Origin of the sequence: Celeribacter sp. (assembly GCF_048266405.1) — a bacterium.
Lineage (GTDB): Bacteria > Pseudomonadota > Alphaproteobacteria > Rhodobacterales > Rhodobacteraceae > Celeribacter.
In genome coordinates, this window is the sequence record NZ_JBLWZO010000001.1 from 669141 (window position 1) to 680980 (window position 11840).

The following is an 11840-nucleotide window of genomic DNA, read 5'->3' on the forward strand; positions in this document are numbered from 1 at the left end:
TGCTATGGATCAGGTCGGCGAGGCAGGCAGGCCTGTTGTGTCGAGCGTCACCTCGGGCGCAGACAAACCAAACGCTGTTGGTTGTGTCGACGCGGCTGCCCCACTCGCAACGACACTCGCAGCTTGCAGAACGCCACTGGCAGCCGCAGGGTTGGACATGCTCGACGCCGCAGAACTGAGCGCCGACGCGAGGGCGCTCACAACCACAGGAGACGGGGTGATCTGAGCCACACGATACACAGAGGCCGCAATTTGTGCGATTGCCGTATCGAGGGTCTCCCCTGACAGTCCCGCCGCTTTCAAGGCCGCAATTTGAGCCAGAACAAGTGCAGCGCATCCCTCGGGAGCCGCCGAACAAGATTCCGCAATATCAACCTCTTGAGCCGCGACGGGAACCGCTGAAAAGCTCAGCGCCGCCGTTGCTGCTACGATCGCGAAATTCAGTCGTTTTTTGATCATGAAAGCATCCACTCAGGGTTGTAAATTGTGCAACCAGTGAACGCAATGTACCATATACACCCTTATTCACAAATAGATAAATCCGCGCCCTATCATCCTATAGTTGCAAAAGGCCTTGCCAAAGCGGCCACCATGACGCCAGTATTCTACGCAGACATACGGGCCGCGAGCTGCATCCTAATACGAACAAGCCGCGCATTTTCGTACAAACGCGCCATGCGACGCCGACAGCAAAGGGACTGATGAGACCGTTCATTTCGATATATGCAGGCATCGTTTTCGCCGCCCTCGCATCAGGGGGCCTCGCCGCAAAGGTTCTGTGGGATGAATACCGCAGCTTTCGCCAGATCGAAACAACAGGCAACGACGCCTTTCTGAAATTGCACGGCGACAGGGATTTGTCCTTTTCCCCTTGGGCCATCCGCACACAGACGGCTGTACTCGAAATGTGCAACGAGGCTCTCATCGCCCCGATTTCATCCGTCGTACCCACCGAGGACTACGCCGAAATTGCCACACGTTGCCGCGTCATTGCGCAACAGATCAGCGAAAAGGCCCCCGCATGGGGACTGGCCCGCTTCAGCGAAGCCCGCGCCGCAGCTGCATTGGGCGACACTAAATCCGCGCAAAACGCACTAATCCTGTCCGCCCGAGCAGCCGCAAACGAAGGATGGATCGCGCAAAAACGTGTGTTATTGGCGCTTGATCTGCCAACTTCGCCCGCGACCGGCGTCATCCTGACCCACGACCTGACACTGTTGGTCTCGACGCCAACCACACGCGCATGGCTCGCACAGGTCTACACTCTACGCCCCGCCGCCCAAGAGCGTATTATCTCCGTAGTGGAGACCACCTCAAACGCCACGCAAAACGATTTCGTAGCCCAAGTGCGCCGCCTGAATACAGCGGGAGGCTGAGGCCATGGACTTCGACAAGGTCAAACCTGTGCCCCTCGACGCACAGCGCTCCCCAAGCGGAAGACAAGACGTTGGCCCGAAAACGACAGGCGAGAGTTTACGCCCCTCGACCACAGAACCGTTGCAGTTCGACGTGACCTACATCCCCGAGCCCCGCGACCGAGCCGAACGACAAAATCGTCTCAACTCTCTCTATATCCGGCTCATCGGGCTGCTCGTATTGATCGTTCCGATCCCCTTGGCCTCTCATCGACCCGTGCCGTGGGCGCTTTGGTCGGTTGTCGTTGCCTGTCTTGTTTTGGGATTTATGCTCCGCTTGATTGTGCGCGAACCGGACCGCAAGCTGCGCAGCCTCGCCCATGCCGACCTGATCCTTTTGGCCCTCGCTATGCCCGCCTTCGCGCTGCTCCAACTGCTGCCTTTGGGGCATTTGGTGCCTTGGGCCTTTGCCCCCGACCTCGCCCCCACCGCCATCACCCTAAACACCTCCGCGACCCTGTTCGCCGTCTTGCGGCTGATGAGCTACGCAGGGGTTTTCTTGATGACCATGGAGGTCTGCTCGCGCCCCCAACGCACGCACCAATTGGCTCGCTACATTTTCTACGGCCTCACCGCCCATGCCATTCTGGCGATGATCTCTTTGAATATCTTGGGCGACCGATTTCTCTGGGGTGACAAGACCTCTTATCTTGGTTGGGCCACAGGCACATTCGTGAACCGCAACTCCTTTGCAAGCTTCATGGGGCTGGGCATCCTCACAGGGATCGCCCTCGTAACGGCACAGCCCCCAAACACGCCACAGCCACGCCGCAAATCGCACAGAAACGTCTTGTCTCCGCAGATGATCGAGACGGGTATCTATTGGGTGTGCATCGCCCTCATGGGCACCGCGCTCGTCGCCTCTGGCTCTCGCATGGGCCTCGCCGCCACGGGCATCGGGACAATTGTCACCCTCATCGCCATGTCAGGCCACACCAAACCCGAAAGCGCCACAACCTCAACGCGTCCGCGCAAAGTCATCCTGTTCGTATTGGTCATCGGCCTCACCGCGATTGCGATCCTATCCCAAAGCGTCGGGGAACGGCTGATCTTTAGCGGCGTCGCCTTCGATACCCGCCTCGCGCTTTACCAAAATGTCTGGGACTTGATTCTGACACGTCCGTGGACAGGGTACGGATTGGACAGCTTTGAGTTGGCCTACCCCCTAGTCCATGACGACCGTGTTTCGCCCGCCTTCATTTGGGACTTGGCACACAACACCTATCTGACACTCTGGGCAGAACTGGGTCTGATCGCGGGCAGCGCATCGCTACTCGCCCTTGCCGCAGCCGCCTTGCGCCTGACTCGCGCCCTGCGCAGGTCTGCCGCTCCTTCACTGGCCATAGCGCTCTCCTTGGGTGCGCTCAGCCTCGCCGCCACCCACTCCCTTCTGGACTTCAGCTTCGAGATCGAAGCCAACGCCATGCTTTTGATCGTTCTGATCGCAATGGGCCTGAGCCAGACGCCGCGACGACCAAGAGGGGGACGCCCATGAACATGTGGAAACGATTACGCCCCCGCTCCACGGCCAAGAGCGCATTACGGCAAAACACGCAGCGTATGCTGCGCAAATTCACTCTGCACACCACCCCCGCCGTGACCTATGCTGTGGGTGACATTCACGGCCATTTTGATCTTTACCGAAAGCTCGAAGCCCAAATCATTGCGGACGCTGCGGCCTTTCACGGGCCAGCCTTGATCATCCTGCTCGGGGACATGATGGATCGCGGCCCCAACTCCGCGCAGTTGCTCGATCACCTCATAACCCCGCCCCCTGACGGCATCACCCGCGTCTGCCTGCGCGGCAACCATGAAGATATGTTCCTGCATGCCCTCGACACCCCCTCTGGCGCAAAAGACTGGATCACTTGGGGCGGGGCACAAACGCTCGCCTCCTACGGTATCCACCCCGATCCCGAAACGGGATATGAGTTTGACCCGACACGGTGGCGTCAAACCCTTGCCGCCGCCATCCCGCAAAGTCATCGCAGCTTTTTGCGCGACATGCCGCTCTGCGTCAGCCTGCCCCACTGGTTCTTTTCGCACGCGGGAATCAATCCCGAACGCGCCATCGACGATCAAACAAAAGACGACCTTATCTGGGGGAATCCATCTGCATTAGCGGGGCGCAGTTTTGCCAAGCGCATTGTCCACGGGCACGTGCCTGTTGATGAGGTTCGTTTTGCTAAAGGCGCAATAAACGTAGACACAGGGGCATTTGTTACTGGTGTGCTAAGTGCCGTCAGGCTTGTAAAAGATCACGACGTCAGGCCGATGAATGTTACTCTCCACACGCCTGATCCCTTACCATAACCCGCGACGTCCGTGTCCTTTCGCAACGACGCAATCGCTCATCAAAGCAGTGTGGCGAGGTAGGCCCCGTAGTCCGTCTTGCCAAAGGTCTCGGCGTGTTCGGCCAGTTTGTCGCGGTCGATCCAGCCAGAGGTAAAGGCAATTTCCTCGGGGCAGCCCGATTGCATCCCTTGACGTTTGGACAGGGTGCGCACGAAATTTCCCGCATCCAGAAGCGATTCATGCGTGCCTGTGTCAAGCCACGCATAGCCGCGCCCCATCCGCTCGACGGTCAAGGCACCCTCGGCCAAATAGCTTTCGAGCAAGGTGACGATTTCAACCTCGCCACGCGCGGACGGTTTGATCATTTTGGCACGGCGCGGCGCATCTCCATCAAGGAAATAGAGCCCTGTCACCGCATAGTTTGACGGTGCTTTCTCGGGTTTTTCGATGATTTGTTCGACCGTGCCCTCCGCGTCGAATTTCACCACGCCGTAGCGTTCCGGATCGGCAACATGGTAGCCAAACACCGTTCCACCCGTCTCCTTGGCATTCGCCGCCGTCAGCATTTCGGGTAGGCCGTGACCAAAGAAAATATTGTCGCCCAACACCATTGCAGAAGGAGCACCGTCCAGGAAGTCTTCGGCAAGAATATAGGCCTGTGCCAAACCATCTGGCGATGGTTGTTCGATATAGGTAAAGGACACGCCCCACTGGCTGCCATCGCCCAAAAGCCGCCTGAATTGCGACTGATCTTGCGGTGTTGTGATCACCGCGATCTCGCGGATACCTGCAAGCATCAGCACCGAAATCGGATAGTAGATCATCGGCTTGTCATATATCGGCATGAGCTGTTTGGAGATTGCCATCGTCAGCGGGAAAAGCCGTGAACCCGATCCACCTGCGAGGATAATGCCTTTGCGCTGTGTCATGCGAGGGTGTCCAATTCTGTCAAAACGTCTGAAAGGTCCGCCCGCCAGTCGGGGCGTTCAAGGCCGAATACTTCCGCCGTCGAGCGGCAGTCCAACCGCGAGTTGGCGGGACGTTTGGCGGGCGTAGGATAGTCCGAGGTCGCAATATCCTTGACCCTGACCTGACGCCCTGAGGCCGCAAAAATGGCGCGAGCGAATTGCGCCCAACTCACATCGGGCGCACCCGCGAAATGATAGGTGCCGCTTTTGGTCGCGTCTATTTGCAACGCGCGGACAATCTGGACGCAGCCCGCCGCAATTGATCGCGCCGAGGTCGGCCCGCCCACCTGATCGGCCACGACCGAAAGCTCATCACGGCTCTGCGACAAGCGCAGCATGGTTTTAACGAAGTTCGCCCCATGCGCCGAAAATACCCAAGAGGTGCGCAAAATGGCATAGGCTCCGCCCGCCGCACGAACGCCCTGTTCGCCCGCCAGCTTTGTGCGACCGTAAGCACCGAGTGGCGCGGTTGGATCATCGGGCGCAAACGGCACCTTCCCCGCACCGTCAAACACGTAATCCGTCGAGATATGCACAAACGGAATGCCCAATTCGGCGCAGGCCTGCGCCATCGCGGTTGGGGCCGCGCCATTGACGCGCAGGGCTGCCGCCTCATCCGTTTCAGCCTTATCCACCGCCGTGTAGGCCGCCGCGTTAATGACGGCTTCGGGACGTGCCGCGCGGATCACCACGCCACAGCTCACCGCGTCGGTCAAATCCGCGTCGACGCGAGACAGGAAACGGGCGTCCGGTAAGAGCGCCTTTAGCTCTATCGCCACCTGACCCGAAGAACCGAAGACAAGGATCATGCCCGCACTCCCAACCGTGCGCCCACACCCGCTCGATCTTGCAAAGCGCGCCACCACGGCTCGTTGTCCAGATACCATTGAACGGTTTTCTCAAGCCCCTCCTCGACCGTCACCGAAGGACGCCACCCCAACTCATCGCGCAACCGCGACGGATCAATGGCGTAGCGGGCATCATGGCCGGGGCGGTCGGGCACAAAGGTGATTTGATCCGCATAGCGCCCATTTGGCTTGGGACGCTTTCGATCCAGAATGGCACAGAGCGCCTGCACCAGTTCCAGATTGGTGCGCTCGTTTTCTCCGCCCACATTATAAGAACGGCCAATCACGCCTTTCTCCAAGACAAGCAACAAGGCATCGGCGTGATCCTCGACGTAGAGCCAATCGCGGATGTTCGAGCCGTCGCCATAAATCGGCAGTTCTTTCCCCGCCAAAGCATTCAGGATCACCACGGGGATCAGCTTTTCGGGGAAATGGAATGGGCCGTAGTTGTTGGAACAATTGGTCAGGACCACAGGCAGGCCGTAAGTCTCATGCCAAGCCCGCACCAAATGGTCCGACGCCGCTTTGGACGCCGAATAGGGACTGCGCGGGTCATAGGGGCTCTCTTCGGTGAAGAGCGCATCGGGATCGTCGGGCAATGAGCCAAAGACTTCGTCGGTGGAAATGTGGTGGAACCGAAACGTGTCGGGCTCACCCGCACAGGTCCAATAGGCGCGCGCCGCCTCAAGCAGGTGAAAGGTGCCTGTAATGTTGGTTTCGACAAAATCCGAGGGTCCGTCGATAGAGCGGTCCACATGGCTTTCCGCCGCCAAGTGCATCACCGCGTCGGGAGCATGTTTGGCAAACACCGCATCTAGAGCCGCCCGATCACGAATATCGACGTGCTCAAAGGCGTAAAGCGAGCTATTCGCGACGCTCGCCACATTGTCCAAACAGGCCGCATAGGTCAGAGCATCAAGATTGACCACATGATGCCCGCGCGCGACCGCAAGGCGCACCACCGCCGAGCCGATAAACCCAGCGCCGCCCGTCACAAGTATCTTCATCCCTTAGCCCTCAAATTCGAATGGCGTCTCGAACGCGCTCAATGGTTGTGCCGCCGCGTCTTTGTCGGAAATCACCGGCGTCACGGTATCAATCGGCCACGCGACACCGCAACTGTCCCATTTCACCGCGCCATCGCATTCGGGCGCATAGTGGTCAGTGCATTTATAAATGATCTCACTATCGGCCTGTAACGTCATAAACCCGTGCAAAAATCCCGCAGGCACCCAAAGCTGTTTGCCATTTTCATACGACAACTCAAGACCAAAGGACTGCCCGTACGTCGGAGAGCCTTTGCGCACATCCACGGCCACATCAAAAATCGCCCCACGGCCACAGCGCACCAATTTGCCCTGCGCATGAGGCGGGCGTTGATAGTGCAATCCACGCACCGTGCCGATTTCGCGCGACAGTGAATGATTGTCCTGAACAAATACGGGCAAGTGCACGCCCGCAGCCTCAAGCGCCGCGACATTCCAACTCTCGCAAAAAAAGCCGCGATGGTCCCCGAAGCGGGGCGGCGTGATTATCAAAACATCCAAAAGAGACGTTGTCTCTATCTGCATAGGGCAGTCCCTTTTTGATCTACGCATACGAACCTTGGCACCCCGAGCGGGGCATTCGTTAACAAAGCTATCACTGCCGCGCCTGTCAAACCACTCCCAATGCACGCATAATCCGACACCACGTCACGACCCGATGACTGCACGGTTAAGGATAAGTTAAGGCTCTATGACTATTTGCACCACAGCAACACCTTGCCCACATTCATCAGTTTCAACTTGTAGACACCCGAAAAATTGGCAAAGCTTCGACGCATTATGACCTATCGCCAGTCCCATACCCTCTCGCTCGTGATTTCTGCACGCGACGTCCATCTATTCATGACGCTCTCCGCGCCCGAAAGCGTGCCCGCACGATCCATGCCACGAAACGGCGAGGACACGGATATGGCACAGGGCATATCGGCACGGGAACGCGACGTGATCATGCGGATGCTCGACAGTTGCCAACACTACGGCGAACGACAGGAATTGAAACTGGCCGACACCGTTGAGCGCATCGGGATGACCATGACACAGGCCTACCTCAACCGCAGCAAAGACGATTAGCGTCCCAAACCACCCTGCGCCTGACGGCACAAGAGAGGCCGCCGGCAAGGGCATAAATCGCGCGCAACATAAAATCCGTTGCACCCCTGCCAAATTACGCAAATACAGGCACAGTCTGCGGTATCAGACTTGCCAAACCTCCCCTCGCCCGCGTATTCCGCGGCAAGTCCATCCGCGCATCGGAAGGTTGTTTTGTTCGTATATCGGTTTCTATTGACACTTCTGTCACCGCTCTTGTTCGCCCTGCTCATCCTACAGGTGATGCGGGGGCGCACAACTCTTTCTGGGCTGCGGATACGCTTCGCCAGAGGGCTGACCTTCTCCATCCCCACAGAAGCACCACGTATCTGGATTCACGCCACATCTCATGGCGCAGTGGTCTCCGCGAGAAGTCTGATCGAAGAAGCCTTGGCGCGCGATCCATCAATCCATGTGATCCTCAGCACCGATAGCGACACCTCTTGCGCCCTTGTGCGTACATGGGATTTGCAGCGTTTCCATCCCTGCCTTGCCCCTGTCGACCTGCGCGGCGCGGTGACACGGTTTATGGACGCAACCCGCCCCTCGGCCTTCATTGCCATTGAACGCGCTCTATGGCCAAACCGTTTTGATCTGTGTGCCCGCCGTGGCATCCCTGTGATCGTTGCTGGCGCACGCATGTCCGAACGTGCATCGCGGCGCTACACCGCCATGTCGACATTTTTAGGTGGCGCCATTCGCACAACATTAAATGCCATCACCGCCTTCGCCGCCCTCGACGTTGAATCCGAACAGCGTTTTTTGCAGCTGGGCATCTCTCCCCAACGCCTCCTGCCACGCATGAACCTTGTGAGCAGCGTCTCCTTGGGCACGGTTCCCGCCGACACTCTCGCACAGTTTTCGGCTGCATTTGATCGCGACAAAACCCTGCTTGCCGCATCCCTGCACGAAGGCGAAGAAAAGACAGTGATTACGGCGTTTCGCGACATCCACCGCAAACATCCCGACACACGCCTGATTATTGCTCCACGCCACCCCGCGCGCCGCGCGGACATTTGCGCACGTCTCGATCGAGCGGGATTGCGCCATGCCTCCCGTTCACGGGGCGACGCGCCGAACGGCTCTCCTGTCTATATTGCGGATGTTTTGGGCGAGATGGCGCTTTGGTATCAACTCGCGGGGTGTTGCTTCATGGGCAACTCCTTGGTCGACCGTGGGGGACATACCCCGTTTGAACCTGAACAGTTCGAGACGGCGATCATCCACGGCCCTCACGTAGATAACCACACTCTCGCCTATCGCGCATTGAACGCCGCCCACGGGGCTGTCACGGTAACCGATGCGGCATCGCTGTGCACAGCTTGGGACAGCATGTTGGCACACCCCGACCAAACGCGTGATCTCGCACAGGCCGCACATCGTGCCCTTGATCCGTTGCGCATTTCCGGTGCGGGTTATGACGCCTTCTGGTTGGCACTTTCAAAGGCCATGCAGCGCCCCTGCCTGTCACCTCCCCGCACGGAACATCACCAATAAGGGACGAAAATGCTTTCGTCTGTTTGCCCGTTAGGGTTAACCTGTAAAAAAGCACTCCGAGCAGACAATGACCCATATGTCGCCAATCAAAACCAAACAACGTCGCCTGAAACTGGGCAACACGCCCAAAACGGGTGTGCGCACACAATTCGGCGCCCTGTGTTGGCGTGTAAAAGACGACAAACTACAGGTGCTGTTGATCAAGTCGCGCAATCGCAAACGGTGGATCATTCCAAAGGGATGGCCAATGCATAAAGCCACCCCCGCCGAAGCCGCCGCCACCGAAGCATGGGAAGAGGCCGGCGTCAAAGGCTCCCCATCCGAAGTCTGCCTCGGAATCTACTCCTACAAAAAACTGCGCTCTCCCGACACGACGCCAATACCCTGTGTCGTTGCCGTATTCCCGCTGCAAGTGGCCGAAATGCTCGACGACTTCCCGGAAAAGGGGCAACGCAAACGCAAATGGATGTCGCCCCAAAAGGCCGCCTCACGCGTACCATTTCCCGAGTTGGCACAGATCATCCGCAAATTTGATCCGCGCGGCCTATAACTCACAGACCTGTTCACACCCTTTTGCACCGCACACATGCGCCCTATATATGGATATAGGGCGCATCTCCCCAAGCCGACGACAACAACCTTCACCGCGAGTTCCCATGATCCGCTACACGCTCAAATGCTCGAACGATCACAGCTTTGACAGTTGGTTTAAATCCGCTGACAGCTTTGACATGTTGAAAGCTGCGGGTCAGATGAGCTGTCCCGTTTGTGGTAGCGAGACGGTGAGCAAGGCTCTCATGGCCCCGCCTGTCTCTACCGCGCGCAAGAGCGCCGCGCCTGATGCTGAAACTCATGTGCAGCAAGAGCCGTCGGACATCACGCCAGACACCACGCCCGACGCCATTCCGACACCGCTCTCGGCTCCCGCCAATGACACGGAACGCGCCATTGAGGCGATGCGCAAACATGTGGAAAGCACCTCCGACTACGTGGGGCTTGAATTTACCAAACAGGCCCGCGCCATGCACGACGGTGACGCCCCCGCGCGATCTATCTATGGCGAGGCCAATCTGGCCGATGCAAAAGCCTTGCTTGAGGATGGCATCTCGGTCATGCCCTTGCCCTTTACGCCCAAGCGCAACACCAACTGACGCACACATTGCGCCATTTGGAGGACTGACCGCAACGCGCAGTGCAAAAAAGTCGCGCGTTCCCCCGCATGGCCTTGCCCTTTCCCCCTAGCACTCTTAAAGAACCCCAGATCATTCAGACGGGGGAGATGAGGCCCAGATGCCAGTTCTCGTGATGAAATTCGGCGGCACATCTGTCGCTACGCTCGACAAAATCAAACGCGCTGCAAAGCGCGTGGGACGCGAAGTGGCCAATGGCTACGACGTTATCGTCGTGGTCTCCGCCATGTCGGGCGAAACCAACAAACTTGTCGGCTATGTCAACGACACCTCCCCGATGTACGATGCGCGTGAATATGACGCCATTGTCTCCTCGGGCGAGAACGTGACGGCGGGTCTCATGGCCTTGACGCTTCAGGAAATGGACGTGCCTGCGCGGTCCTGGCAGGGCTGGCAAGTGCCGCTCAAGACCACCTCCGCGCATGGTGCCGCCCGGATCGAAGAGATCCCGACCGACAACATCACCGCCAAATTCGACGAAGGCATGAAAGTGGCCGTGGTCGCAGGCTTCCAAGGCATTTCGCCCGAAGGCCGCATCACCACACTTGGCCGTGGCGGCTCGGACACCACGGCAGTGGCCTTTGCCGCTGCTTTCGGCGCAGAGCGCTGCGATATCTACACCGACGTTGACGGCGTTTACACCACCGACCCGCGCATTGAGAACAAAGCGCGCAAGATGGAAAAAATCGCCTTCGAAGAGATGCTTGAGCTGGCCTCATTGGGCGCGAAGGTGCTGCAAACACGCTCCGTCGAGCTTGCCATGCGCTATGGCGTCAAGCTGCGCGTTTTGTCGTCGTTCGAGGAATATGACCCCAATGCTGGCACGTTGATCTGTGCCGAGGAGGAAATCGTGGAAAACCAACCTGTCTCCGGCATCGCCGCATCGCGCGAAGAAGCGAAAATGACCCTCGTTGCGGTGGCCGACCGTCCCGGTATCGCCGCCGCCATCTTTGGCCCCTTGGCCGAAGCGGGCATTAACGTCGATATGATCGTGCAAAACATCTCCGACAATGGCGAGACCGATATGACGTTCTCGTGCCCCACCGATCAGGTGGCACGCGCCAAGGCCGCACTTGACGCCGCCAAGGTAAGTGGCGGGATCAACTTCTCCGAATTGCTCTGCGATCCGGACGTCGCCAAAATCTCGCTCGTTGGCATCGGTATGCGCTCCCAATCGGGTGTCGCCGCCAAGATGTTCGAGGTTCTGTCCAAAGAGGGCATCAACCTCAAAGTCATCGCCACCTCGGAGATCAAAATCTCCGTTCTGGTTGATCGCAAGTACACGGAGCTGGCCGTGCAAGCGCTGCACGATGCGTTCAATCTCGACCAAGTTTAACGGTCGACATACTCCCTTAAACAGCTTGCCCCCGCCCTTCCCGTGAGGCGCGGGGGTTTCTTTTGTCCCAATGGGATGCCCCCCGACCCTCATCTAACTCAGGCCAAAAAAGCACCTTCTCCACAGGTTTTTGGGGCACAAATCGACCTCGCAGAT

At 58.3% G+C, this 11840-nt stretch carries 13 protein-coding genes; 8 read left to right on the forward strand and 5 right to left on the reverse strand.

Annotation, left to right across the window (positions count from 1 at the left end; translation table 11 throughout):
• Positions 1–9 precede the first annotated feature (9 nt).
• Positions 10–459 (reverse strand): hypothetical protein, encoded by a 450-nt coding sequence (locus tag ACN0TS_RS03430; protein ID WP_417257901.1) that lies wholly within the window; start codon positions 457–459, stop codon positions 10–12.
• Positions 460–701: 242 nt separating this feature from the next.
• Between ACN0TS_RS03430 and ACN0TS_RS03435 the strand changes: the two genes are divergently transcribed.
• Genes ACN0TS_RS03435 through ACN0TS_RS03445 form a run of 3 tightly spaced genes read left to right on the forward strand, consistent with a single transcriptional unit; the run spans position 702 to position 3728 of the window.
• Positions 702–1376, forward strand: a complete 675-nt coding sequence (locus ACN0TS_RS03435) for a hypothetical protein (protein WP_417257902.1) — start codon at positions 702–704, stop codon at positions 1374–1376.
• Between the two features lie 4 nt (positions 1377–1380).
• Entirely contained in the window at positions 1381–2910 is a 1530-nt protein-coding gene (locus tag ACN0TS_RS03440; protein ID WP_417257903.1) for an O-antigen ligase family protein, read from the forward strand.
• Positions 2907–3728: a metallophosphoesterase gene (locus ACN0TS_RS03445; RefSeq protein WP_417257904.1), complete on the forward strand. Its 822-nt coding sequence runs from the start codon at positions 2907–2909 to the stop codon at positions 3726–3728. Before ACN0TS_RS03440 ends, ACN0TS_RS03445 begins: the two co-directional genes overlap by 4 nt.
• A 41-nt stretch (positions 3729–3769) precedes the next feature.
• Here ACN0TS_RS03445 and rfbA read toward each other — a convergent pair whose 3' ends face one another.
• Genes rfbA through rfbC form a run of 4 tightly spaced genes read right to left on the reverse strand, consistent with a single transcriptional unit; the run spans position 3770 to position 7097 of the window.
• Positions 3770–4639, reverse strand: coding sequence for a glucose-1-phosphate thymidylyltransferase RfbA (rfbA, locus tag ACN0TS_RS03450; RefSeq protein ID WP_417257905.1), 870 nt, complete (start codon positions 4637–4639; stop codon positions 3770–3772).
• Positions 4636–5487, reverse strand: coding sequence for a dTDP-4-dehydrorhamnose reductase (rfbD, locus tag ACN0TS_RS03455; RefSeq protein ID WP_417257906.1), 852 nt, complete (start codon positions 5485–5487; stop codon positions 4636–4638). The genes rfbA and rfbD overlap by 4 nt, the downstream gene beginning before the upstream one ends.
• Entirely contained in the window at positions 5484–6533 is a 1050-nt protein-coding gene (rfbB, locus tag ACN0TS_RS03460; RefSeq protein ID WP_417257907.1) for a dTDP-glucose 4,6-dehydratase, read from the reverse strand. Before rfbB ends, rfbD begins: the two co-directional genes overlap by 4 nt.
• A gap of 3 nt (positions 6534–6536) precedes the next feature.
• Positions 6537–7097, reverse strand: a complete 561-nt coding sequence (rfbC, locus tag ACN0TS_RS03465; protein WP_417257908.1) for a dTDP-4-dehydrorhamnose 3,5-epimerase — start codon at positions 7095–7097, stop codon at positions 6537–6539.
• A 255-nt stretch (positions 7098–7352) separates the two neighbouring features.
• On the opposite strand from rfbC, the gene ACN0TS_RS03470 reads away from it, so the two are divergent.
• From ACN0TS_RS03470 to ACN0TS_RS03490, 5 genes are all read left to right on the forward strand, one after another.
• Positions 7353–7643 (forward strand): hypothetical protein, encoded by a 291-nt coding sequence (locus ACN0TS_RS03470; protein WP_417257909.1) that lies wholly within the window; start codon positions 7353–7355, stop codon positions 7641–7643.
• Positions 7644–7856: 213 nt separating this feature from the next.
• Positions 7857–9158: a 3-deoxy-D-manno-octulosonic acid transferase gene (locus ACN0TS_RS03475; RefSeq protein WP_417257910.1), complete on the forward strand. Its 1302-nt coding sequence runs from the start codon at positions 7857–7859 to the stop codon at positions 9156–9158.
• Positions 9159–9234: 76 nt separating this feature from the next.
• Complete coding sequence (locus ACN0TS_RS03480; RefSeq protein WP_417258180.1) at positions 9235–9708, forward strand: NUDIX hydrolase; 474 nt, start codon at positions 9235–9237, stop codon at positions 9706–9708.
• Positions 9709–9814: 106 nt separating this feature from the next.
• Positions 9815–10309 carry a DUF1178 family protein gene (locus ACN0TS_RS03485; RefSeq protein WP_417257911.1) on the forward strand — a complete coding sequence of 165 codons (495 nt, stop codon included), beginning with the start codon at positions 9815–9817 and terminating at the stop codon, positions 10307–10309.
• Between the two features lie 139 nt (positions 10310–10448).
• On the forward strand, positions 10449–11684 hold the full coding sequence (locus ACN0TS_RS03490; protein ID WP_417257912.1) for an aspartate kinase: 1236 nt from the start codon (positions 10449–10451) through the stop codon (positions 11682–11684).
• The last annotated feature ends 156 nt before the right edge of the window (positions 11685–11840 follow it).